The 23,928-nt window shown below is 67.9% G+C and carries 18 protein-coding genes, 1 tRNA gene and 1 pseudogene; 12 read left to right on the forward strand and 8 right to left on the reverse strand.

Annotated features, from left to right (window positions below; all coding sequences use genetic code 11):
- From surE to IPP98_16130, 9 genes are all read left to right on the forward strand, one after another.
- Positions 1–750 carry a 5'/3'-nucleotidase SurE gene (gene surE, locus IPP98_16090; GenBank protein MBL0180606.1) on the forward strand — a complete coding sequence of 250 codons (750 nt, stop codon included), beginning with the start codon at positions 1–3 and terminating at the stop codon, positions 748–750.
- Positions 751–820: 70 nt separating this feature from the next.
- On the forward strand, positions 821–1,411 hold the full coding sequence (locus IPP98_16095; GenBank protein ID MBL0180607.1) for a protein-L-isoaspartate(D-aspartate) O-methyltransferase: 591 nt from the start codon (positions 821–823) through the stop codon (positions 1,409–1,411).
- Positions 1,412–2,062 carry a DedA family protein gene (locus IPP98_16100; GenBank protein MBL0180608.1) on the forward strand — a complete coding sequence of 217 codons (651 nt, stop codon included), beginning with the start codon at positions 1,412–1,414 and terminating at the stop codon, positions 2,060–2,062.
- A gap of 55 nt (positions 2,063–2,117) precedes the next feature.
- On the forward strand, positions 2,118–3,059 hold the full coding sequence (locus IPP98_16105) for a hypothetical protein (protein MBL0180609.1): 942 nt from the start codon (positions 2,118–2,120) through the stop codon (positions 3,057–3,059).
- Positions 3,060–3,120: 61 nt separating this feature from the next.
- Positions 3,121–3,195: transfer RNA gene (locus IPP98_16110), tRNA-Arg, on the forward strand.
- A gap of 221 nt (positions 3,196–3,416) precedes the next feature.
- On the forward strand, positions 3,417–3,983 hold the full coding sequence (locus IPP98_16115; GenBank protein ID MBL0180610.1) for a DUF305 domain-containing protein: 567 nt from the start codon (positions 3,417–3,419) through the stop codon (positions 3,981–3,983).
- Positions 3,984–4,018: 35 nt separating this feature from the next.
- A complete protein-coding gene (locus IPP98_16120) occupies positions 4,019–5,989 on the forward strand; it encodes a hypothetical protein (GenBank protein MBL0180611.1) in 1,971 nt (656 codons plus the stop codon).
- Positions 5,990–6,064: 75 nt separating this feature from the next.
- Entirely contained in the window at positions 6,065–6,580 is a 516-nt protein-coding gene (locus IPP98_16125; protein ID MBL0180612.1) for a hypothetical protein, read from the forward strand.
- A gap of 112 nt (positions 6,581–6,692) precedes the next feature.
- Positions 6,693–9,713, forward strand: a complete 3,021-nt coding sequence (locus IPP98_16130) for a S9 family peptidase (protein ID MBL0180613.1) — start codon at positions 6,693–6,695, stop codon at positions 9,711–9,713.
- Between the two features lie 81 nt (positions 9,714–9,794).
- Here IPP98_16130 and IPP98_16135 read toward each other — a convergent pair whose 3' ends face one another.
- The 4 genes from IPP98_16135 to IPP98_16150 all read right to left on the reverse strand — a co-directional run bounded on the left by IPP98_16135 (position 9,795) and on the right by IPP98_16150 (position 14,125).
- Positions 9,795–10,454 (reverse strand): anti-sigma factor, encoded by a 660-nt coding sequence (locus IPP98_16135; GenBank protein MBL0180614.1) that lies wholly within the window; start codon positions 10,452–10,454, stop codon positions 9,795–9,797.
- Positions 10,451–11,047: a sigma-70 family RNA polymerase sigma factor gene (locus tag IPP98_16140; protein MBL0180615.1), complete on the reverse strand. Its 597-nt coding sequence runs from the start codon at positions 11,045–11,047 to the stop codon at positions 10,451–10,453. Before IPP98_16140 ends, IPP98_16135 begins: the two co-directional genes overlap by 4 nt.
- Before the next feature lie 61 nt (positions 11,048–11,108).
- A complete protein-coding gene (locus IPP98_16145; protein MBL0180616.1) occupies positions 11,109–11,834 on the reverse strand; it encodes a zinc-dependent metalloprotease in 726 nt (241 codons plus the stop codon).
- Positions 11,789–14,125 (reverse strand): zinc-dependent metalloprotease, encoded by a 2,337-nt coding sequence (locus IPP98_16150; protein MBL0180617.1) that lies wholly within the window; start codon positions 14,123–14,125, stop codon positions 11,789–11,791. Before IPP98_16150 ends, IPP98_16145 begins: the two co-directional genes overlap by 46 nt.
- A 159-nt stretch (positions 14,126–14,284) precedes the next feature.
- Here IPP98_16150 and IPP98_16155 point away from each other — a divergent pair, with 159 nt between their 5' ends.
- Positions 14,285–14,956, forward strand: coding sequence for a tetratricopeptide repeat protein (locus IPP98_16155; GenBank protein MBL0180618.1), 672 nt, complete (start codon positions 14,285–14,287; stop codon positions 14,954–14,956).
- An 88-nt stretch (positions 14,957–15,044) separates the two neighbouring features.
- Here the strand turns inward: IPP98_16155 and IPP98_16160 are convergent, their stop codons facing one another.
- Positions 15,045–16,352 (reverse strand): hypothetical protein, encoded by a 1,308-nt coding sequence (locus IPP98_16160; protein ID MBL0180619.1) that lies wholly within the window; start codon positions 16,350–16,352, stop codon positions 15,045–15,047.
- A gap of 155 nt (positions 16,353–16,507) precedes the next feature.
- On the opposite strand from IPP98_16160, the gene IPP98_16165 reads away from it, so the two are divergent.
- Both IPP98_16165 and IPP98_16170 read left to right on the forward strand, forming a co-directional pair.
- Positions 16,508–18,577 carry an Ig-like domain-containing protein gene (locus tag IPP98_16165; protein ID MBL0180620.1) on the forward strand — a complete coding sequence of 690 codons (2,070 nt, stop codon included), beginning with the start codon at positions 16,508–16,510 and terminating at the stop codon, positions 18,575–18,577.
- 279 nt (positions 18,578–18,856) lie between these two features.
- Complete coding sequence (locus tag IPP98_16170; GenBank protein ID MBL0180621.1) at positions 18,857–19,732, forward strand: YncE family protein; 876 nt, start codon at positions 18,857–18,859, stop codon at positions 19,730–19,732.
- Here the strand turns inward: IPP98_16170 and IPP98_16175 are convergent.
- The 3 genes and pseudogenes from IPP98_16175 to IPP98_16185 all read right to left on the reverse strand — a co-directional run bounded on the left by IPP98_16175 (position 19,733) and on the right by IPP98_16185 (position 23,832).
- A pseudogene (locus IPP98_16175) lies at positions 19,733–20,330 on the reverse strand (peptidylprolyl isomerase).
- Positions 20,327–21,592, reverse strand: a complete 1,266-nt coding sequence (locus IPP98_16180; protein ID MBL0180622.1) for a M20/M25/M40 family metallo-hydrolase — start codon at positions 21,590–21,592, stop codon at positions 20,327–20,329. Before IPP98_16180 ends, IPP98_16175 begins: the two are co-directional and overlap by 4 nt.
- A 26-nt stretch (positions 21,593–21,618) precedes the next feature.
- Complete coding sequence (locus IPP98_16185; GenBank protein ID MBL0180623.1) at positions 21,619–23,832, reverse strand: TonB-dependent receptor; 2,214 nt, start codon at positions 23,830–23,832, stop codon at positions 21,619–21,621.
- Between the last annotated feature and the right edge of the window lie 96 nt (positions 23,833–23,928).

The following is a 23,928-nucleotide window of genomic DNA, read 5'->3' on the forward strand; positions in this document are numbered from 1 at the left end:
ATGCACATTCTCGTCGTGAACGATGACGGCATCCTCTCGCCCGGGATCCAGGTCCTCGCCGAAGCGTGCCAGACGGTGGCGCATGTGACGGTGGTGGCGCCCGATCGGGAGCAGAGCGCCCAGAGCCATGCCTTGACGCTCACACGACCGCTGCGTCCCGTGGCGCGCCCCGATGGCAGTTGGCAGGTCGACGGGACGCCCACCGATTGCGTGCTGCTGGCGCTCGAGGCGTTGATGCCCGAGCAGCCGGCGTTCGTCTTCTCCGGGATCAACCACGGCCCGAACATGGGCGAGGATGTGCTGTACAGCGGGACCGTTTCCGCGGCGATGGAGGCCGTGGTGCTCGGCATCCCGGGCGTCGCGATCTCCTTTGCGGGTCGGCGCGAGGATCTGCTCCCCGGCTACGCGCCCATCCTGGCCAAGCTGGTCAAGCGGATCACCACACTCGACAACTATCCTCGCAACACGCTGCTCAATATCAACCTCCCCGAAGTTCCGGCCGACGAGGTCAAGGGGATCACGGTTGCCCGCCTCGGCTCGCGGGTCTTCGAGGGGTCGGTGGCCCGCCAGAAGGATCCGTGGGGCCGCGAGGTCTTCTGGATCGGCGGGGGCACCATCACGTGGAGCGGCGAGCTCGACACCGACCACGCGGCCGTCGCGGCGGGGTACATCGCCGTGACCCCGCTGCAACTCGACCTCACGAATCACACGCTCCTCGAAACGGTCCGCGGATGGCGCCTGGAGGAGTAGCGTGAGCGACGGCTATGTCGGCTACCGCTCCGCGCTGGTCGAGGCGCTGCAGCGCAAGGGCATCCGCGACATGGCGGTGCTGCGCGCGGTGGCCACCGTGCCGCGCCATCACTTCGTGCCGGAATCGCTGCGACACCGGGCGTACGAGGACGAGGCGCTGCCGATCGGCAGCGGCCAGACCATCTCCCAGCCCTACGTGCAGGCCCGCTCCTGTGAGTTGCTGGCCCTCACCGGGCGCGAGCGCGTGCTGGAGATCGGCACCGGTTCGGGCTACCAGACCGCCCTCTTGTCGATGCTGGCCGAGAGCGTCTTCTCGATCGAACGAGTGCCCGAGCTCGCGCGGCGTGCGCATGACACCCTGCGCTCGCTGGGTGACTACGAGAATGTCTCGGTGATGCATGCCGATGGCACCCTCGGCTGGAAGCCGAATGCACCGTACCAGGCGATTGTCGTCGCCGCGGCATCGCCCGCCGTGCCGAAGCCGCTGGTCGAGCAACTGGCGCCAGGGGGACGATTGGTGATCCCGGTCGGGTCGCAGGAAGGGCAGGTGTTGACGTTGGTGACGCGTGATCCCGATGGACCAGGGTACGCCGAGCAGGCCATCCACGACGTCCGGTTCGTCCCGCTGCTGGGCGAATTCGGCTTTTCCCCGCAGGATTGAATGGAATTCCTCAAGACGTTCGTCGACTATTTCCTGCACCTCGACGTCCATCTCGGGGAGCTGCTTCGCTCGTACGGGAACTGGACGTACGGCATCCTCTTCCTGATCGTCTTCGTCGAAACCGGTGTGGTGATCATGCCGCTGCTTCCCGGGGACTCCTTGCTCTTTGCCGCGGGGACCTTCGCGGCACTCGGCGACCTGAATCCGTGGGTACTGAACCTGATTCTGGTGGTGGCAGCAGTCCTCGGCGACGGCGTCAACTATCACATCGGCAAGGCGATCGGCCCGCGCGCCTTTTCGGGGAAGATCCGTTTCCTGAAGAAGGAGTACCTCGACCAGACGCAGGCCTTCTACGACAAGCACGGCGGAAAGACGATCATCCTGGCGCGCTTCATCCCCATCATCCGCACCTTTGCCCCGTTCGTGGCCGGCATCGGGACGATGACCTATCCCCGCTTCCTGGCGTACAACGTCATCGGCGCGGTGGCGTGGGTCACCTCCTTCGTCTGGATCGGCTATGGCTTCGGGAATATCCCGGCGGTCAAGGAGCGCTTCTCGTTGGTGATCCTGGGGATCATCGGCGTCTCCGTCCTGCCGATTGCGCTGGAGGTGCTGAAAGGGTGGCGAGCACGGCGGCGGCCCGTCGCCTGAGCAGGTTGATGTTCCGTTGTGCAACCGTAGGCCCCGCTAACGCGTCAGAGCGGGTATGACGCACTCACTCCGACTCCTCATGGCGATCTCGCTGGCGGCCCTCCCGCACCGCGGCGCGTCCCCCTTTGCCTACGACCGCCACGCCCCGTTGCGGGTCGCCGACTCCCTCTGGAAGCAGCAGGACGGGGTCGAGATCCGGGCGATCCGCTTCGATTCCCCCAAGGGCGGCCGGGTGACCGGTCTCCTCTTCCTGCCCGGCAACGGTGGTCGCCATCCCGGCATCCTGCTCGGCCATGGTGCGCCGGGAGACAGCCGGAGCGAGCGGGCGGTGGAGATGGGGGTCGCCCTCGCGAGGGCGGGGACGGTGGTGCTCGCGATCGACGCCCCCTTTGCGCGCCGGGGGGACGCACCGGTCACCTTCACCCCGTCGGATAGCGCGGATCAGGTGCAACTCGTGATCGACTCACGACGGGGGCTCGACCTGCTGGTGGCACGGCCAGACATCGATCCCTCACGGCTCGGCTACGTCGGGACCTCCTATGGCGGGGCGCAGGGTGCGCTGCTGGTGGGAGTGGAACCCCGCCTGCGGGCGGCGGTGCTCCGCGTGGCGGATGGCGGATTCATCGCTCACTTCAGCGATCCGTGCGATCCCGCTGCACAGGCCGGGGCGACGATTCGCGGCTGCCTGATCTGGACGCTTCCCGAGGGAGGGCCGTCCGAGGCCGAACGGGAGCGTTGGGCGGCAGCGATGCGCCCGATCGAACCGATCGAGTATATCGGGAGGGCGCGGGCCAGGATCCTGTTTCAGAGCGGACGGCAGGACGCATCGGTCCTTCCGGTCCGTGCGGCCCGTCTTCATCAGGCCGCCCCGGCAGGCAGCGTGGTAGAATGGTATGACTCCGGTCACCGCCTGCCGGCTGAGGCGACGGCGTCGGCGCTCAGCTTCCTGGCACGCGCGCTCGGGACACTGGCGCCCGCCGCGGCCTCCAGCCGTTGATGGATCGCGGGGCCGGGGACCCCATTCTGTCGGAGGGTCGGGGCGTTAGATTCTTCGGATGCGCCCCCGTAGCTCAGCTGGATAGAGCGGACGCCTCCTAAGCGTCAGGTCGGCAGTTCGAATCTGCCCGGGGCATGGAACCTGGGCCGACCCCGCCGCGTCGTACCGAAGGGTTGGCTCCTGCGACACGCAATGCGGTACCCATCGCACCTTTCCTGAGGGGCTCCGGCGTCATGCATTCCCGATCACGACCCTGGTCCATCGTGGTAGCCGCGCTCGCATTCGCGGGATGTGCCACCGCAAGCGCACGCCCGGCACCGGTGGCGCCCGCTCCCGCGACCACGTCAGCAATTCTTGGTGGCGACCCCGGGAGCATCGCGCGCGCGCGCCGACAGCATCCGGTACCCCTACACGGCCGCCGACATCCATTTCATGACCGGGATGATCGGCCACCACGCGCAGGCGATCGACATGGCCCGGTGGGCGCCGACTCACGGCGCCTCCGAGTCGATGAAGGTGCTCGCCGCACGGATCATCAATGCGCAGCAGGACGAGATCGTCATCATGCAGCGCTGGCTCCGGGACCGACAGCTGCCGGTCCCCGAGGCGAAGGCCGGGCCGATGATGATGCAAATGGGGGGCATGGCGCACGAGATGTTGATGCCGGGGATGCTGACCGAGGCGCAGATGAAGGAGCTCGATCAGGCTCGCGGACTCGAATTCGACCGGCTCTTTCTCCAGTTCATGATCCAGCACCACCGCGGGGCGGTGTCCATGGTGAAGGACCTCTTCGCCACCGACGGGGCCGGCCAGAACGAAACCGTCTTCAAGTTTGCCTCCGACGTCAACACCGACCAGACGACGGAGATTGCCAGGATGGAGCGCATGCTCGCCACGATTCTCTTCGAGAAGCGCGCTCCCTGAGTCGTTCCGTTTCCCTCCACCCCCAGGAGTCCTCCATGACGATTCGTACCACCCAGATCGCGCTGCTGTTCGGCGCCGGTGTATTGGCCGGTTGCGCCGGCGGCGGCACTGGCGGCAGTGCATCGCCCGCGCCGATCGCGTTCACGGCTTCGCCGCGCCCCGACCCGCGTGTCGGCCTCAAGGCAGGCCTCTATGACGCCGGCGAGGCTTCCTGGAATATGCGGCTCGCGTCGACCACCAAGTCGCCGCCGAAGTTCGAAGGCTCGACCAACTCCGACCTCGCCTTCACCGGCAAGTATGCCATCCAGGGCAACTACAACGGCTACCAGGTCTGGGACATTTCCAACCCGGCCAAGCCGGTGCTGACCACGGCCTACTACTGCCCGGCCTCGCAGAGCGACGTCTCGGTCTACAAGAACCTCCTCTTCGTCTCCGGCGAAGGGATGACGGGCCGACTCGATTGCGGCGCCCAGGGCGTCCCCACCGCGGTGAGCAAGGACCGCCTGCGTGGCCTCCGCATCTTCGACATCTCGGACATCAAGAACCCGAAGAATGTCGGCAACGTGCAGACCTGCCGCGGCTCGCACACCCACACGGTGCTCGAGGATCCGAAGGACAAGGCCAACGTCTACGTCTACATCTCGGGCTCGGCCGGCGTCCGTTCCGCCGAAGAACTCCCGGGCTGCGTCAACACCTCGCCCGACAAGGATCCGAATTCGGCGCTCTTCCGCATCGAAGTGATCAAGGTGCCGTTGGCCGATCCCTCCAAGGCCGCCATCGTCTCGTCGCCGCGCATCTTCAACGACCTCACCGCGCCGAAGGGGCACGGGGCGTCACCGGCTGATGCCGCCGAAATGGCAAAGGCGAAGGCGGCCGGCGCGTTCATCGCCGACGTCGGTGGTGAGCAGATGATCCTGCCGTCCGGCTTCATCAAGCCGATGCTGGATTCCGTCGTGAAGTCCCGCGGCGGCACGGGGGCGCCAACCGGGGCGGACTCCAGCGCCCTCCGCGCCGCGCTGCCGGCCATGATCGCCAAGATGATCGGGCAGCAGGCCGGGCCGAGCAACGCGCCGCGCCCGGGACCGACGCAGTGCCATGACATCACCGTCTATCCCGGCATCGGGCTGGCCGGCGGGGCGTGCGAGGGCTACGGCCTGTTGCTCGATATCAGCAACCCCGTCAACCCGGTGCGCATTGCCGCCGCGGCCGACTCGAACTTCTCCTATTGGCATTCGGCGACGTTCAACAACGACGGCACCAAGGTGCTCTTCTCCGATGAGTGGGGCGGCGGTGGCGGGCCGAAGTGCCGCGCCGACGATCCGAAGCAGTGGGGGGCCGACGCGATCTTCTCGATCGAAAACCGTCAGCTGAAGTTCCGCAGCTACTACAAGATGTCGGCGCCGCAGACCTCCCTCGAGAACTGCGTCGCGCACAACGGGTCGCTCATCCCGGTGCCGGGCCGCGACATCATGGTGCAGGCGTGGTACCAGGGCGGCATCTCGGTCTTCGATTGGACCGATGCCGCCCACCCGACCGAAATCGCCTTCTTCGACCGCGGTCCGATCGCGGCCGACCATGCGGCGAGCGGCGGGTCGTGGTCGGTGTACTGGTACAACGGGGTGATCGTCTCGTCCGAGATCGCGCGTGGCCTCGACGTCTTCGAGCTCGTGCCGAACGCGAACCTGACCCAGAACGAGATCGACGCCGCCAAGTCGGTGGTGCTCGATCACCTCAACACCCAGGGCCAGCCGAAGTACACCTGGGCGCCGACCTTTGCGCTTGCCCGCGCCTACACTGACCAGCTGGAGCGGTCGCGCGGACTCTCGTCGAGCCGAATTGCCTCGGTGCGGCAGGCACTGCTCCGCGCCGAACAGGCCAACGGCGCCGCGCGGCGCGATGCACTGACCGCGCTGGCCAACGAGGTGAATGGTGACGCCGGCAGCTCGAAGGACGCCCTGAAGGTCCGGGCCCTCTCGGCCGCGGTGCGGGACCTCGCCGCCAAGTAGCACCACCCTTTCTTCAAGCGGGGGGCGTCGGCTTCAGGATGAAGCCGGGGCCCCTTCGCCGTGGAGCCCCCTCCCATGTCCGGTGAACTGATTGTCCTGCGTCTGCTCCATGTGGTCGGTGGCGTCGTCTGGGTTGGCGGCGTCGTGTTGATGCATTTCGTCCTGCTCCCCTCGGTCACCCAGGCCGGCCCAGCCGCCGGTCCGGTGATGGCCGCGATCCCGCAGCAGCGGCTCTTCCGGTGGCTGCCCCCGATCGCCGTCATCACGATGCTCGCAGGGCTCAGGCTGCTCTGGGTGACCTCGGCGGGTTTCGCGAAGGCCTACTTTCTGACCTGGCCCGGCCACACGTACTCGGTCGGGGCGCTGCTGGCGATCGTCGGCTTCATGATCGCCATGCTGGTGGGTCGGCCCAGCGCCATGCGCGCCGGGCAACTGGTGGGGCAGATGGCCGGCATGAGCGACGAGGCTGAGCGGGCTCGGTTGCAGGCCGAAGTTGGCCGACTCCGGGCGCGCGCCGGCCGATTCGGCGCACTTTCCGTCGTCCTCCTGTTGACGGCGACGGCCGCGATGGCGGTTGCCCGGTACCTGTAGGATGCCCGCCGCTTCCCCAGACGTTAGATTCGGGGGCTTTCCGCCCCCAACCTCGTCACCAGGTGTCTCGATGCGATCGCGTTGCCTTCGTGCGTTCCTCATGTTGTCCGCCGTGGCCATTCCACTCCATGCGCAGGTCCAGAAGAAGGCGCTGACTCAGGCTGACTGGGATCGCTGGGAGTCGATTGGGGCCCCGACACTCTCCAACGACGGTCGCTGGGCCGCGTACACGATTCGTCCGCAGGTGGGCGACGGCCGCTATGTGGTCCGGGCCACCACCGGCAACACGGAATACACCATTCCGCTCGGCTACATCGCGCGCGCCAACAACAGCGTTCCCGCGCGCGGCGCGGCGGGCGGCGGGGCACCGGGCGGCGGTGCCCCTGCGGGGGGAAGTGGCCAGCTGACCGCGGATGGTCGATTTGCCATTGCGACCACGCAAGCGACCAAGGCCGAGGTGGACCGCATCGCCAAGGCTGTCGCCGCGCTGAAAAATGCGCCGAAGCCGGCGGCCATGCCGGCGGGCGCGGCGCCGGCGCCTGCGGCCGCCGCACCGGACACGGTGACCCCGAAGGGGGCGCTCGTCATCCTCGATCTTCGGACCGGCGTCCAGACGGCGATCGTCGGGGCGCGCGGCCCGCGGTTGGCGAAGGAGAGCAGCAACTGGATGATCTATACGCCGGACTCGGTTCGCGCCCCGGGCGACTCCACGGCATCGAATGGCCGTGGCGCGGCAGGTGGGCGCGGTGCGGGTGGCCGAGGCGCCACCGGGGCGGCCGCGTCGACGGGGCCACGGCGGACGTACGGCTCCACCATCACCTTGCGGAACATGGCGACCGGGGCCGAAGAGAAGATGGCGTACGTCGCGTCGTCGACCTTTGACGACAGCGCCAAGGTGCTGGTGTACACCATTGCCTCGCGGGACTCCACGCAGGACGGCATCTTCATCCGCAACCTCGCGACGGGTACCACCACCACGGTGATGAAGGCGCCGGGCAACTACCGCGGCTTCAACTTCGACCGGGCCCAGCAGCAGTTCGTCTTCACGACCGATGCCGGTGCCGAGTTCGGCAAGCCGGAGCCGGTCGGGACGATCTACTACGGTTCGATCAAGAGCGGGACGGCCACCGCGCTGATCACGCCGGCGATGGTGCCGACCGGGCTCCGCATTCTTGCGACCACGACCGCGAGCTTCAGTCGGAACGGGACGGCGCTGCAGTTCACCATGTCACCGCCCGCGCCGGACACCATTCCGGCCGACTCGCTGAACGGGAAGGCGCGCTTCGACCTCTGGCACTGGAAGGATCCGCAGTTGCAGCCGGCGCAGCTCCTGAGCGCGGGCCGGGATCGGAGCAAGAGCTACCAGACGATCTTCCATCTCGGCCCTGCGCCGAAGGCGGCACGGACCGTCAAGGGTCGCGACACGATGATGACCTTGGTCGGCGACAAACGGCTGGTCAAGCTCGCCGATGACACCGTGAGCGGCGTGCAACTCTCCGACGACGCGAAGGTCGGCGTCGCGACGAGCTCGGTGCGCTACGACATCGAGAAGATGTGGGGGGCTGGCGGCAACGACATCTACGTCGTCGATCCGGTCACCGGGATCCGCAAGCAGATCGCCACCCAGGTGCAGACGGGTGGGCAGCTCTCCCCCGATGCGAAGTATGCCTACTACTTCGATCGCGGGAACTGGTACGCCTATCAGCTCGCCACCAACACGCTCCTCAACGTCACGGCGCAGGTGAAGGGTGTGCGCTTCGACCAGGAGACCTGGAGCACGCCGGACGAGCCAGCGGCCTGGGGTGTGGCGGGCTGGACCAAGGGCGACAAGTCGGTCCTGGTCTATGACCGCTTCGACGTCTGGGAACTCGATCCGACCGGGGCGAAGGCGCCGGTCATGGTGACCGATTCGGTCGGTCGTCGTGAGCATACCGCCTTCCGGCTCGTCGACCTGAATCGCGATCGCGAGGAGGATCGCTTCATCGACCCGAGCAAGCCGCTCTATTTCCGCGCCTTCTCCGAGGCCACCAAGGGCAGCGGCTATTACCGGGATCGGCTCGACGTGAAGGGTGCGCCGGAGAAGATCATCTTCGGTGACTATGCCTATGGCCAGCCGACCAAGGCGAAAGCGGCCGACGTCTACCTGATGACGCGCGGCACCTTCGTGGAATTTCCGAATCTCTGGGTCGGACCGTCGCTCACCCAGCTGACCCAGATCACCGACATGAATCCCTGGCAGAAGGAGTACAACTGGGGGACGGCCGAACTCGTGAGCTGGCTCAGCGAGGACGGCGTGCCCCTGCAGGGCATTCTGTACAAGCCGGAGAACTTCGACGCTTCGAAGAAGTATCCGCTGATCGCGTACAACTACGAGGATCTCTCCGACGGCCTCTACAGCTACGTCCCGCCGACGGGCCGGAACATCATCAACGCGACGCACTATGCCTCGAACGGCTACCTCGTGTTCATGCCGGACATCCACTACGAGGAAGGCCATCCGGGGGAGAGTGCCCGCAAGTCGATCGTGCCGGGTGTGCAGATGCTGCTGGCGCGTGGCTACGTCGACCCGAAGGGCCTCGGCATCCAGGGACAGTCGTGGGGCGGCTACCAGGCGGCCTACATCGTCACGCAGACCTCGTTGTTCTCGGCGGCGATGGCCGGCGCTCCGGTGTCGAACATGACCTCGGCGTACGGCGGCATCCGCTGGGGGTCCGGCCTGGCCCGTGCCTTCCAGTACGAGAAGGGGCAGAGCCGCATCGGCAAGTCGCTGTGGGAGGCGCAGGATCTCTACCTCGAGAACTCGCCGCTCTTCCACCTGCAGCGCGTCACCACGCCGCTCTTCATCATGGCCAACGACCAGGACGACGCGGTGCCCTGGTGGCAGGGGATCGAGCTCTTCGTCGGCCTCCGCCGGTTGAACAAGGAGGTGTACCTCATCAACTACAACGGTGACGTGCACAACCCGGCTTCGCGCGCGAACCAGAAGGACATCGCGATGCGGATGCAGCAGTTCTTCGACAACAAGCTGAAGGGCGCCCCGGCCCCCGACTGGATGGTCAAGGGCATCCGGGCCGTCGACAAGGGCCGCGATCAGTTCACCGTCACGACACCGGCGCCGCCGGTGAAGCCGTAACCGCGGCGGTACCGCATCCCTATGCAACGGGGCGACGCGTCACGCGTCGCCCCGTTGTGCGTTCCCGTGCAGCGCTCGCTCCTAGGCACCGCGCTTCGCGATCAAGGCCACGCGCGATCGGTCCGACACCACCACGCCGCCGGGCCTCTCGACCGTCACCACGAACAGTGTCGCCTTCGTGACCCGGATCGCCGGGTCGATCGGCACCAGGGTCTCGGCGGTGCCGGCGGTCACGTTGAAGACGCCGCCGTCCACCGGATAGCGTTCGTCACCGGAGGCATCGAAGATCCAGAGCTGGTACTGCTCCTTGGTCGGATCGTTGGCGGCGAGCTGGTGAAAGCGCATCACGCCGGCCTGTGCTGAGTCGCTCCAGACGACGTCACCGTGGGCACTGTCGGCCATCGCGTCGGGGCCACGCGTCCAGGCGACCTCGCCCCCACTCGGCAGCAGGGCCGCGCGCAGTGCGAGTGGGCTGGGTCCCACCACCGTCGCGGGGGCGGGCGAGCGGCCCACCATCGCCCAGAGCGCGATCGCGGCGGCGGCGGCCCAGCCGGTCCAGCTCGGCATGCCGGTCGTTCGGCGGGTCGCGATGTCGACCACCGGCACGAGCTCGGCCTCGCCGCGCGAGATCAGCTTCGCCGTGAGGGCACCGGAGAGCGGCACCTCCTCGTCGGCCACGAGCGCGGCCGCAAGTTCGGCTTCGATCCGCTCGTCGTCGGAGGCGTGCGGTCGGTCGGTCACGGAGCACCTCCCTCGTTGGACGGTCCCACACCCATCAATGCCCGGGCCCGAAGCAATCCGCGGCGAACGTGCGACTTCACGGTGCCGAGGGGGGTGTCGGTCTCGAGTGCGACTTCCTCATGCGTCTTCCCGTCGAGGAGGGTCATCTCCAGCATGCGACGCTGCATCGGCGTCAATTCCGCCAGGACCCGTCGCGCAGCATCCTCGTGCTCGAGCACGTCGGCGGCCCCGGCGGCTTCGCTGGCGGCATCGAAGTCGTCGGGCATGGCCACCATGACGGGGGCGCGGCCGCGCCTCCGGGCCCGATCGATCAACCGGCGTCGGGCAATCATCGCGACAAAGCCGCGCGGCGAACACTTGGTGGGATCGTATCGCCCGGCGCTCTTCCACAGGTCGATGAAGATCTCTTGCACCGCATCCTCGGCGTCGGATGGATCGTGGTTCCAGCGCTTCGCCAGCGCCTGCACCAGCCCCCCGAAGGTCTGTACGCAGTCGGCCACCGCCCGCTGGTCGCCACGCGCGATGCGGCCGAACAGGTCGGACGCGTCGACGTTACCCATCATCACGCCGGGAGCGGGGAGCAGTCCAGTCATCACCCCCCGGTTCGCTGAGGGTCGTCCGGTGGATGCAGGCGGCCCGATTCATGGCCGGCCGTCATCGCCAAAGGGATCGCCCGGGGGCCCGGAGGGCAGGAGATGGGGTTGGCAGTTCCCGCCGCTCGCGCCACCGGGTGATGTCGGCGGCGATGCCGGCCCAGTGCGCTCGTGCGGACTCCGACCCCGTGGCCGCGCGCGCCTTTGCATCGGTCCCCAGCGCGGCCAGCTTCAATTCCACGACATCACGGACTTCCTGGGCGGCGTCTCGATCGGCGGCCAGGGCCAGCAGCCGGTCGATGACGGCCCGCTGAGTGACCCGGCGCAGCGCGGCGTCGGTTGGCGTGGTCGACGCACCGCGCCAAGTGGCCGCCACGAGGCGGTCGATCATTTCCTCGAGGGTCAGTTGCCCCGGCTGCCGCACCGAACCGATCACCAGCCGCGCAGCGCGCTCCCGTTGCAGCAGGCCGTCGACCGTGAACTGGGCCAGTGTCCGCGCGGCGCTCAAGGCATCGAAGCCCGGGCGACTCCGGGTCGCGAAGAGTTCCACCGACTCGGGGTAGCCACCTGGCCGCGGCGCCATCAGGGTCTGGATGGAATCGGGGATCGCGAGTTCGGACGGTTCGAGGGTGGTGAGCAACTGGGCGAGTGCCGCACGTTGCCGGTCGGCCGCGACCATCCGCGTCGCCTGCTGTCCATCACCCTTCACGGCGTAGGCGTACTCCATTCCGCCAACGGTCTTCACCAGCGAATTGATCGCGAAACGATGCCAGAAGTAGAGGGGCACGAAGCGTTCCTGCAGCGTAGCGACCGGTTCGCCGTCGCGAATATTGCGCTCCCGAAGTGCGCGATCCCCCAGCGGCGCACCTCCATCTGGTGCTGCAGGAACTCGCCGGCGGTGGCTGCGTCGTCCCACAGATTGGTGCGCGGATCGCTCGCCGACTCGGGGCGCGCATCGTTGTCGGAGAGGAAGCGATAGCCCTTGCGCAGGCCGTCGGCGACGATCGCCCGCAACGAGTCGGCTTCGACCGCCGCAGGCCAGATGCCATACCCCCAACGAATCGCCCAGACGTCATACTCGCCGGGGCCGACGTCGTAGGCAGCCGAGATGTCGGGACGACCGTTCGCCATGCGGATGCGCGGGGCGGGGTAGTCCATCACCGACCCGCGATTGTACGTCGAGGCGATGTAGTTGTGTGCGAGGCCCAGCGTGTGCCCGATCTCATGGGCCGTGACCTGACGCACGCGCGCCAGCACGAAGGCGGTGTCGGCCGCGGCAGCGTCGGCGCCGAAGAAGGCGGCGTAGAGATTGTAGTCGGTGCGCGCGCGGTGCGAGTCCATCCGCGCCATCCCCTTGAGCAGTTCGCCGGTGCGCGGATCGCCGACGGCACCGCCGATGCTCCACCCGCGTTCATTGCGATTCTCCCACTGCACCACGTTGTACCGCGCATCCATCGGGTCGGCACCGGCGGGGAGGTACTCGACGCGGAAGCCGCCGGGCAGTCCGGCCTGCGCAAACGCCTCCTCCCACCACTTGGCACCTTCGAACGTCGCCGTCCGGATCGGCTCCGGAATACCGGGGTCGATGTAATAGACCAGCGGGTTCACGATCGGAGAGGCGGGATTGGCGGGATCCTGGCGCTGCAGGCGATGTCGGGCGATCCAGCGCTGCGTGAGATCGCCCTGGATCGGCTCGAAGTAGTCCTTGAATCCGGTGGCCCCATAGCCAACCCGCGGATCATAGCGCCGCGGGGTGTACCCATCGTCCGGCAGCGCGAGCAGCGTGAGGTGCTGACGCAGCGTGAAGGCCCGGCCATCGGGAACGATCGATTCGACGGTCCGACCAGGATTGCCAGTGGTCGCAAAGGTCAACGAGACGTCGATTTCGCTATTGCCCGGGAAGCCGATCGTGAAGTTGCGATTGACGCCCGAGCGATCCCGCGCGACGGTGTAGCTCCCCTCCTGACTCCGCTGGAGCGTCGAGGCGACGTCCATCCAGTCGCGATGGACAAAGTCGGTGGCGTCGACCAGCACGCGGTCGCCCTCGGCACCGATGATCGGCAACGCGCCAGAGATGCTCGACGGGAACGCCTCATCCACGGTGCGACGATGGAGCGAGTCACCCCGCGAGCGATAGCTCCAGTTCTCGAAGATCACCCGCACCACGGTGCCGGTCGTTTCGAAACGGGTGACAAAGGTCGGGCCGTTGGCCCCGCGATCCAGCCCGATCGGGTTGGACCCGAGCCCGGTGGCCAGCTCGGCGACGAAGAGTGCCCGAAGGCCACCCTTGGGCAGCTCGAGGGCGAGGGTCCCCTTCGATTCGTCGAGGTACATGGTGACGAAGCCGGGGAGACGGCTCCACCCGGCGGTCTTGCTGGCGATCGTTGGCAGCGGGGCAGGGGCAGCGGTCTGCTGGGCCGTCAGCCCGCCGGTCGGGAGGAGCGCGACGAGCAGGGTGGCGGCGGCCGCCGGCATACCCCAATAGCGCCGGAGATTGGCAATGATCACTGGCAGGCCCCGGAACACACAGAAGGTGAGTGCCACCCAGGCCAGCCAGCGGCCACCCTGCAGGAGTGTCGGGGCGTATCCGGCCAGCGACTGGGAGGCAGGGTAGCCGGCCAGCGCCTGGGCCAGCGTGAGCAGGGTAAAGGTGACGATCTTGCTGATCGAGTACCCGGTTCGCATGAAGGGAGATCCGACCATGAACTTGCCGAGCTTCGACTTGTGCTGGTCGAAGGGCGCCACTCCCTGGGCGATCCCGATGCTCCGGAAGGCGTCGGTCAGGGTGGTCCGGGCGATCACCACGAGCGGGATCACCACCGAAATCAGCCCGAGGTCGGCGAACACGGCCCACAGCACCAATTCGTACGTGCGGTCGGCCGCGATGTCGAGGACGGAGCCAAAGAGGGTGGTTTGGCCGCTCTTCCTGGCCACCATCCCGTCCACCGTGTCCAAGCCGAGCCCCACCAGCAGCAGCCCGACTCCGGCCAGCTGGAGGGCCGGCGAGCCGAAATAGAGGATCAGGACGTTGGCGAGGAGGAGGGGGAAGCGGGAGAGCGTGATGTAGTTGGCCAGCAAGCAATGCTCCGGTCGAGGCTGGCAGGAATGGACACCCTGCGGGGCGGTGGAGACAAGGGATGGGGTCGGGATCTGGCGCCCACCCCGCCATTGTGCCATCTTTGGAGGCTGTATAGGCCATTTCTGGCCAGTGGCGGGGCTTCTTACACGACAGGTCGCATGGCTACTTCTACCGACGACACCTCGACGACGACCCCGGATGCCGTGCCGCACCATGCGGACGGCTCCTTCCTGACTCCCCAGCGCATCAAGGTGCTCGGCATCGCCGGTGCGGCGGTTCTGGTCGTGGCGCTCGGGATTTGGTTCGCCATCACGGCGGGCAAGCGCAAGGAAGCCTTCGCCGCGCAGGCGCTCGAGACCGCCCGCATCACGGCCGAGCAGGGGAACCTGCCGGAAGCGGTGGCCCAGTTCGAGAAGGTCGTCACGACGTACGCGGGTACGTCGGCGGCCTACAGTGCCTCGCTCGGCGTCGCCCAGGCCCGGCTGGTCAGCGGTCAGACCGAGCTGGCGATTGCCTCGTTGCTCGACTTCCTCAAGACCAATCCGCCGGCGTTGTACGCCTCCCCGGCCAATGGTCTGCTGGGCAGTGGCTACGAGAACACCGGGAAGTACGCCGAGGCTGCGGCGGCCTATCGCAAGGCGGCCGACGAAGCGACCTCGGATTACCTCAAGGCGTCGGCGCTCCTCGACGCGGGCCGTGCCTTCCGTTTGGCCAGGAACAAGGACGAGGCGATGAAGTGCTACCGCGAGATTCTCGACAAGTACGCCGAGACCGCCGCGAAGACCGAGGCCGAAGTTCGGCTGGCGGAGATGACGATCGGCCAGGGCTGAACCGCAGCGTACAGCGCGGCACGCACCGACGGATACGAAACGCGGCGCCCAATGGGCGCCGCGTTCTGTTGGAGCATGGTGAACGGGGCTACTTCGGAAAGCGCACCCTGCGGATGGTGAAGGTGCCGATCCCGAGCTCGTCCTCGGTGCGGAAGACGACGCGATCGTCGCCGAAGGCGAGGGGCGCGGTGCCCGTGATTCCGACGATCCGCCCGAGAATCCGTCCGTCCTTGGCAAAGGCCGTGGCGGCCCAGCCGTCGGTGCCAGGCATCGGGTAGTCCACCACCCAGAGCGTCCCATTCGGGCTCACCTGCGTCCGGTCGAACAGTGGCAGCGAGTCGGCGTGCTCATTGGCCAGCATGTTCTTGCGCATCTCTGCGGTGTCGGGGCCGGCCCCTCCGCCACCGATGGCGCGCGTGGATCCGACGCTCATCGTCGATGCCCGACCGCTGCTCGCGCCGGTGAACTGCGCAATCATTTCCGAGGCATTGTCGTTCAAGAGCTTCTCGGTCACCGCCTGACGCGCCTGCGCGACCACGAGCACCTGCTGCAGCGTCCCGGTGGTGTCCCGAAACTCCATCCGGAAGTGGTTCGGGTCAGCCACGACAAACCGGCCACCCCACGCAAAGGCCGTCGGGAATGCCTCGAACGTCTTCATCCGAATCGGCATCCCGACCATCATCATCCCGCCAGTTCCCTCCACGACGCGCGGTGCCTCCGCCGGCTTCTCCGCTGCTCCGGTTGTGAAGGCGCGCCGCGACACATCGGCCTCGGGGTTGAACAGGACCCCCTTGATGCCGGATGGCGTCCCCGCGGCCACATCGGCACCCGAGGTGATGTTGAGCCCATAGAGCAACAGCCTTCCGTGTGCGGCACCGATCAGGACGTTGCCGCCGTCCGCCATCGCCTTGGCGAGCGGATACTCGGCACCCAATCCACTGGCCGGATCGACCACCGTGAGTCGGGCGTTGGCGTAGTCCTGGACCAGCAGCGAGTCGCCGCCCCCGGCGACGATGTTCCCGATCGCGCCGAATTCGCCGGGGCCCGCGCCCGGTCGCCCGAACTCCTTGCGGCTCGTGCCGTCGGCCCCGAAGAGGACGATCACCTGTCGCTGTTGATCACGGCCAACCAGCCGGCCGTCGGCGAGGAAAAGCGTCGGGGCGATCGTCGAGATGTCGGCCGCCGCGTCGTCGGCCGATCCCTTGATCTCGGCGATGGCGACGCTGTCGAGGGTCAGCTTCGGCGCGCGGCCGAACGGGTCGCCTTCATGGCGGAGGACGGTGACGCCCGCCGAGTCGGATGTCGTCGGCTCGAGGCTGGTCGTGGCGGTCGCCGACTCCGACGCGCGACCGCAGGCCGTGACCAGCAACAGGGACGGCAGAAGCCAAAGCTTCACGAGGCACTCCGGGCATGGTGGTCGATGGAGGGGTGGGGTGGTGGCGAAGGTTGGGCTGCCACCGACTGGATGCCCAATCTAGCGGAACGGACGCACCTCTCGCCGCCGGTGGAGATCGCGCTATCTTCTTGGCTTCCCCCAGACAGGCTCCGTCCATGCTCGGCTTTCTCCTGCTTGCGGCATTCCAGCAAGGGCAGACCCCGGCCCCGGCCCAAGGGCTGCCCCCCTCGCCAATTGCCAAGATCGAGATCACCCCGGCCGCTCCGTCGATGACCGCGCGTGACACGATGCGACTTCGGGCCCGGGCCCTCGACGCGGCCGGACGCGAGGTGCCCAACGTCACCGTGCGCTTCGTGCTCGCCTCTGGCGCACGCTTCGAAGGGAGGGTCGCCGCCGATGGTCTGGTGAGCTCCGGTGCCACCGGCCGCCTGCCGATCTCGGTGATTGCGTCCGTACCGGGTACGGCGCCGGTTACGGAGCGCATCGAAGTGCCGATGCTCCCTGGTGCACCAGCGCGGGTGGCGATCGACAAGGCGCCGAACCGCCTGGCCATCGGGCAGCGCGTGGGGCTCACCGCCACGGCCTATTCCAGGGACAATGACCCGCGGGTCGGCGATCGGATCCGATGGAGCAGCCTCAACCCCGCCGTCGCGCGCGTCAACGAGGCCGGTGTCGTGACGGCAGTCGGCCCAGGCAAGGCAGTGATCCGCGCGGGAACCGCCCTCGCTCGGGAGGCGGGGAACAATTCGGTGAACACGAACATCGCCACCGCCGATTTCCCGGTCGAGGTGGTGCGGACGCCGATCGCCAGCTTTACGGTGACCCCGGGAACCGTCGACGCGAAGACCGGTGATGTGCTGCACTTCGGCGTCGACGTGCGCAGCACCGGTGGCGCGTCCATCACGGGTCTCACCCCGACCTGGTCAATGTCGCCGGGGCAGGGGGCGATCACCACGGACGGAGCATTCGTCGGGTACGAGGCCGGGACCTACACGATCGTCGCCAACCTGGGCGAACGGAGTGCCGTCGCCACCGTCCGCCTCACGCCGCGCGACGTGCGTCGGCAGGCGGAGGTGGTCGGCAGGCTCCCGCGCACGCTCTTCACGACGGAAGAGGTCTGGCTCCACCCGAACGGGAAGAACCTCTATCTCGGCACCGGGAGTGGAGGCGACCGGATGTATGCGATCGACGTCAGTGCGCCGGGGGCGCCAGTCGTGACCGACTCGCTCGTGTCGAATACCCGTCGCGTCAACGACATCATGACCACGCCGGACGGCAAGTTCATGGTGCACACCCGGGAAGGGGCATCGGACCGCAAGAACGGCATCGTGATCGCCTCGCTCGAGGACCCAGCGCACCCGAAAGTGATTTCGGAGTTTACCGACGGTGTCACCGCCGGCGTGCACTCGGCGTTCATCTTCCAACAGCCGAAGTACGGCACGCACGTCTACATCACGAACGACGGCACCGGCGCGCTGCACGTGATCGACATCAACGACCCGTACCATCCGAAGCAGGTCGCCGAGTATCGCTTTCCGGGGCCGATGGCGGGGAATTCGCTGCACGATCTCGACATCCAGGATGGCCTGGCCTACCTGTCGAACTGGAACAACGGTCTCGTCATCCTCGATGTCGGCAACGGGATGAAGGGCGGCTCGCCGATGAAGCCCGTGCTGGTGAGCCAGTACAAGTATGACCTCAACGCGCTGTATCGCGATGTCGAGGCGAGCGGCGGCCCGGGGTTCATCCGTGGGACGCACACGGCATGGCGCCACAAGAACTACGTCTTCATCGCGGACGAAGTCTTCCCGGCGAGTCAGGTCGAGGGCGCGAAGGACGCGGCCGCCGGCCGAGCCTATGGCCGCTTGCAGGTGATTGACGTGTCCAACATCGAGCAGCCGAAGTCGGTGGCCTGGTACGAGCCGGAGTTTGGCGGCGTGCACAACGTCTGGGTCGCGGGGGACACGCTCTACATGGGCGCCTACAACGCCGGCTTCCGCACCTTCGACATCTCGGGCGAATTGATGGGCGACCTGCGGGCACAGCAGCGCGAAATGGTCCACGTCAACACGGCCGACATGGAGGGGACCGCTGGCGGCCGCAACACGGCCATGACGTGGGGTGTGGTGGTGCGCGACGGGCTCGCATACGTGAACGACGACAACAACGGATTGTGGATCATCCGGATGAAGCCGAAGCAACCACCCACCGTTCTCGTCCCATGACGCGGTGGGGCTGGATGGCGGGGGCTCTACTGGCCCTGGGGTGCGGCGGATCGCCGCCGACCCCTGCAACGGTGCCCGTCCCCGCGGCGACGCCGGCGGTGACACCAGCGCGTGACTACCTCGTGCTGATCGCCGCGGAGGCTACGGACCAGATCACCCTCGCGCGCTTCGGCGCGGGGGCGCCGCGGGTGGAGCGCGTCCAGGTCACCGGGCTTCAATCCCAGCGAGCCGGATGGACCGCACGGGCTCGCCGTGGCGCCAGGAGGCGCGACCTTTTTCGTGACCACCGCGCACGGAACGCCGTTTGGCTCGCTGTGGAAGTACAACACCGCCACTGGGGCGCAGCTCGGCCGGGTCGAGCTCGGTTCCTTCCCCGCATCGATGCAAGTCTCGCCCGATGGGCATTACGTGTATGTCGTCAACTTCAATCTCCACGGCGACATGGTGCCCTCGTCGGTGTCCATCGTCGCGGCTGACCAGATGCTCGAGGTCGCGCGCGTCGAGACCTGCACGATGCCCCATGGCTCGCGCCTCAACGCGGCAGGGACCCGGCAGTACTCCACCTGCATGATGGACGAGGCGCTGGTGGAGATCGATGCCACCACGTTTGCCGTGGCGCGGCACTTTGTGCTGACCAAGGGCGGGGAACACGGGATGGCGGGGACACCCGCCGCCCACGCGATGGGGGCGACGGGTACGCCGGCCGCTGGGAAGTGCTCGCCGACGTGGGCGCAGCCCTCCCCGGACGGCAGGCACGTCTTCGTCGCCTGCAACGGTTCCAACGACATCGCCGATGTGGACGTCGCGACCTGGGCACTGGTGCGGCGGATCCCGGCGGGGACCGGTGTCTACAATCTGGCGATCACCCACGACGGCACCCGGTTGATTGCCACCAACAAAAGGGCGCAATCGGTGTCGATCTTCGACGTGACGAGTGGCCGTGAGCTCGCACGGATTCCGACCAGGCGCCGCTTCCCCCACGGGGCGGTCGTCAGCGACGATGACCGCTACGTCTTCATCTCGGTCGAGGGGTACGGCAGCGAACCGGGGACCCTCGAGATGATCGACCTGCTGCGGATGGAGCGCGTTGCCGCGCTCGACGTCGGCCAGATGGCCGGCGGGATCGACTTCTGGCGCAGTGAGGCGCGACGGTAATCAGCGCGACGCCGCGCGCCGAATCCCAGTGATCACGATCGGTGGGGTGAGGTTCTGGTCGGTGTGTGGGGCCTGTTGAATCATGCGCACGACGTCCATGCCTGACGTCACCCTCCCGAACACCGCGAACCCCTGGCCATCGAGGTTGCGATGGCCCCCCTCGTCGAGGGCCGCCTGCGCGCCGATGGTGATGAAGAAGGCGGAGGTGGCGCTGTTCGGGCCGCTCCGCGCCATCGAGAGCACGCCATCGCCATGCCGCAATCCGGTGATGCCGGTCCGCTCGAGCGGGATCGGCGCGAAGCCGGAGTCCGGGCGACGTACGGCGCGCGCGTCCCTGGATCACCTCGATCTTCACCGAGTCGCGCGGCTGGTTGTCGGGCGTCACGGTCCGGTGGAAGGCACCCTGGCTGAAGAGCCCGGCGTCCACATACCGCAGGAAGTTGGTCACCGTGATCGGTGCGCGTGCGCTGTCGAGCACGGCGCGGATCTCGCCGCGTTCGGTGTTGATCACGATGGCCACCTGACCCGACTGAGCCGGGGCCGCAACCGGCACCAGCAGCAGGAGGGCGGCGACGCTCGCGAAACGGTGGAAGGTCATCGAGCCACTCCGGTCAGGGCGGTGAGGATCAACAATGCATACTGGGGGCCCTTCCAGGCGTCCGCGGTCTCCTGGTACCACTCGGACGCGCCATGCGCGCCACCGCCGCCACCACCACCGTTGATCGCGATCGCCGGAATGCCCAGGGAGATCGGGATGTTCGCATCGGTGGAGGAGGCGATCGTGCGGGGCATCCAGGTGAGGCCGTCGTCGAGCAGGCCAGCCGCCGCTTTCGCGACGCGCACGAGATAGGCGTCGTCGCGTTGGCCACCCGTCGGCCGGATGCCGATGGTGTCGTAGCGCACCGTGATCGGGGCCTTCGACGCCGGCCAGCGCGCCAGCTCCTCCGCGACCCCGCGCGCCACGGCGGCTCGGACGCGCCGATCCATCTCGAGCAGGTTCTCGGCGGACTCGGAGCGGATGTCCACCTCCATCTGCGCGAGCGGCGTGATCGTGTTGACACTCGTCCCACCGCGCACGATTCCCACATTGAAGGTGGTCTTGGCGCCAGCCGGCGGCTGCAGGTCGGCGATATGGGCGATCGCGCGTCCCAGGGCATGTGCCGGATTCGTCATGCCGAATGCCTCGAAGGAATGCCCCCCGGGACCGGCGAAGGAGATGGTGTAGCGATGGCTGCCGACCGCGCGTGAGACGATCTCGGCGCCGCCCCCGCCGTCGACCGACACGAAGTAGTTGATGGTACCAGGGAATTCGGTGCCGAAGAGGTGACGGGTACCGCGCAGGTTGCCCGGCCCCTCCTCGCCAACGTTGGCGACCAGGTACACCCGCCCCGCGGGCGTGAGTCCGGTTTCCTTCAGCACCTTCGCCAGCGTGAGCAGCACCGCGAGGCCGCGGCAGTCGTCGCCGATTCCTGGCCCGGCGATCCGGTCGCCCGTGCGGGTCGTCTTCACGTCGGTCCCTTCCGGAAAGACGGTATCGAGGTGCGCAGCGAACATCACGGTGGGCCCGCCCCCGGCGCCGAGCTGGCTGATGACGTTGCCGACCGCATCGATGCGCGTGTCGGCGTAGCCGAGGGCGATCATTCGGCGCTTGAACTCGCCGGCGCGCACGGCCTCCTTGAACGGCGGCGCGGGGATCTCGCAGATCGATATCTGCTGCTGGAGCGTCCACGCCTGCAGTTGCTGTATCGAAGCCATCGCCGTCACGACGGTCGGGTGCTGGTTCGCGAGGCGGATCTCCTGGGCGCCGAGTGCGGCGGGCAGGAGGAAGGCAATGACGGCGGCGCGGCAGGGAAGGGGCATGCGGGTCTCGCGAGGTTGGGTAGAGGTCACTGCGTGGCGCCGATGCCGTGCGGCTTTCCCTGCGCGCTCCAGCGCACGCCAAGGGAGACGACGCGCCCCTCGAGCTGGCCCCACGGCGCGGTGGTCCAGCGGCCATCCGAGGCGCGCGAGGGGAGGACGATCCGCGCCACGTCGGTCTGACGCGCGTCGGTGAGGTTCTCGGCGCTCAGGAAGACGCGAATGCCGCCGAACTGCTGCGCGACGAGGAGACCGACGACCGTGTACGGCTTCGTGCGACTGATGAACGGGTCCTCCTCGGTCTGCTGTGTCCCGGAGTAGAAGCCTTCGAGTGCGATCCACGTTCCGCTCTCGGCGTTCTCCCACGTGAGGTCGATGCCGCCGGTGTGCCGCGGAAAGTACGGCGTCTCGCGAACGGAAGTCGTCCCGAACACCGACTCGTGCCCATCGGTGTAGGTATAGAGCGCCGTGGCGAAAAAGTTCTGCACATTGTACGTGGCAAACGCTTCGGCTCCGCGTGCTGTCACGGGCGCGTCGGCGTTGCGCAACACGAGCGCGCCCTGCGTGCCCTCCGATTCCACCGCGTCCGTGATCCGCGTGTCGAAGGCGCTCAAGCTCAACTCGAATGGACCGGCCGTGCCGGTCAGGTCCGCGGACGCGTAGCGGGCGCGTTCCGGGCGAATCCCCGCGAAGCCAAGGATGCGCCGGACGCCGACGGCCTGGGTCGCCTCGACATACGGCGACGGGGCGCTGCGCCCACTCGAGTAGTTGGCGCGGGCCGTGAGCCCCTGCCGGATGGTGTAGAGCGCGGAGAGTCGGGGAGAGACCAGCGTCCCGTAGCGCGAATGATCATCCGCGCGGGCGCTCCCGGTGACCGCCAGTCGAGGGGCCACGTGCCAGACGTCCTGCGCAAAGGCCGACCAGGTGGTCCAGGCGTAGTCCAGCCCGGGTGCCTCGCGAACGCTATTCTCGTCGCGCTGGCCAGCGGCACCGATCAGGAGGTCGTGTCCGTGCACCATCCGGCTCAACGACGCCTCGATGAACCTGGCATCGCGCTGCGTCCGTTCGTTGGCGAGGCCGAAGCGCTTCTGCTGGGTCTCGCGACTTGCCGTTGCCCTGAGCTGCAGCAGGGTGCCGCCGAGGAGCGTGTGCCCGATGGCGCCGACATCGCCGCGTGTCGTGCCGTACGCCTCGGTGTAGGTCGTGCCGTCGGGGGCCAGCCGGCCCGGCATGAAGCCGGCGTCGCGATCCTCGTGCATCCCGCCGACGGTGACGAGGAGGGAGGAACCGTGCCTGCTGTCGTAGAACAGCCGCGGCCGGGCCTCGACGCGCGTGAAGCCGGGCATCTCCGCCCATCCGTCGGCGTCGCGGTCGCGACGCGACTGGGTATGCGCCCCCCCCATCGCCGTGATGCCCCAACTCGGCGACAAGGCCTGCGAGTACCAACCGAAGGCGTTGGTGCCGCGCTGCGAGGACTGCTGCACCAGCAGGTCGCGCTCCGGCCGATCGGCGTTCGGCCGCTTCGAGATCAGGTTGATCGTGCCGCCGAGTGCGGAGAGGCCGTAGAGCGCGGTGGCTGGTCCCTTGATCACTTCCACCTGTCGCAGATCCACCGGCGGCAGCTGCAGGATGTCGAGGCCTGACCCCGAGCCGACGAGCGGCAACCCGTCCGACAACATCAGCGTGTAGCGCGGCCTGAGTCCCTGGAGTCGGACACCGGCGGCACCTGTGGAGGCGGCGGTGCGCTGGATCCGGACCCCACCCATCTCGCTCAGGAAGCCGGTCGCGTCGGACGGGCGCATCTCGGTCTTCTCGGCGACATCCTCGCCGGCGAGGACCTCGACGCGTGTGGGCGCCTCCTCGATCCGACTCGCGCCGCGCGTGCTGGTCACCACGATGCTGGCGAGGTTGGTGATCGACTCTTCGAGATCGACCACCACGCTGGTGTCGTGCCCGGGCTGGAGCGTCAGCCACAGCGAGTCCGGGGTGTAGCCGATACGGGCCACGTGCAGCGCGACGCGGCCGGCTGCGAGTCGCAGCCGTGCTACGCCGACGGCGTTGGTCATCGCGCGCGCCGCTCCGGCGGCCACCCGTGCTTCGGCGAGCGGGCCGCCGCCGGTGCGGACACGGACGATGAGCTGGAGCGAGTCGCCCCGCGGTGCCTGAGCGTGCACTGGTGCGGCAAGGCCGACGAGGAGTGCCAAGGCGAGGCAGAGCGGGGAGCGAAGGCGTATGATGGGCATTCCGGAATGTAGCGTCGCCAGCACGTTGGGCAGAGCAGAGGCGCCTGTCGCTTGCCCCGGCACCGCCGCCGCGGGCACCTTTCGTCCACATGCCCC

It is taken from the genome of Gemmatimonadota bacterium (assembly GCA_016720805.1).
In the GTDB taxonomy this organism is placed as follows: Bacteria; Gemmatimonadota; Gemmatimonadetes; order Gemmatimonadales; family GWC2-71-9; genus Palsa-1233.

Bases quoted from the DNA above. Each gene is read 5' to 3' on its own strand.
- surE (MBL0180606.1), top strand. From the start codon at position 1: ATGCACATTCTCGTCGTGAACGATGACGGCATCCTCTCGCCCGGGATC.
- IPP98_16095 (MBL0180607.1), top strand. From the start codon at position 821: ATGGCGGTGCTGCGCGCGGTGGCCACCGTGCCGCGCCATCACTTCGTG.
- IPP98_16100 (MBL0180608.1), top strand. From the start codon at position 1,412: ATGGAATTCCTCAAGACGTTCGTCGACTATTTCCTGCACCTCGACGTC.
- IPP98_16105 (MBL0180609.1), top strand. From the start codon at position 2,118: ATGACGCACTCACTCCGACTCCTCATGGCGATCTCGCTGGCGGCCCTC.
- IPP98_16120 (MBL0180611.1), top strand. From the start codon at position 4,019: ATGACGATTCGTACCACCCAGATCGCGCTGCTGTTCGGCGCCGGTGTA.
- IPP98_16125 (MBL0180612.1), top strand. From the start codon at position 6,065: ATGTCCGGTGAACTGATTGTCCTGCGTCTGCTCCATGTGGTCGGTGGC.
- IPP98_16140 (MBL0180615.1), bottom strand. From the start codon at position 11,047: ATGACTGGACTGCTCCCCGCTCCCGGCGTGATGATGGGTAACGTCGAC.
- IPP98_16155 (MBL0180618.1), top strand. From the start codon at position 14,285: ATGGCTACTTCTACCGACGACACCTCGACGACGACCCCGGATGCCGTG.
- IPP98_16165 (MBL0180620.1), top strand. From the start codon at position 16,508: ATGCTCGGCTTTCTCCTGCTTGCGGCATTCCAGCAAGGGCAGACCCCG.
- IPP98_16180 (MBL0180622.1), bottom strand. From the start codon at position 21,592: ATGCCCCTTCCCTGCCGCGCCGCCGTCATTGCCTTCCTCCTGCCCGCC.
- IPP98_16185 (MBL0180623.1), bottom strand. From the start codon at position 23,832: ATGCCCATCATACGCCTTCGCTCCCCGCTCTGCCTCGCCTTGGCACTC.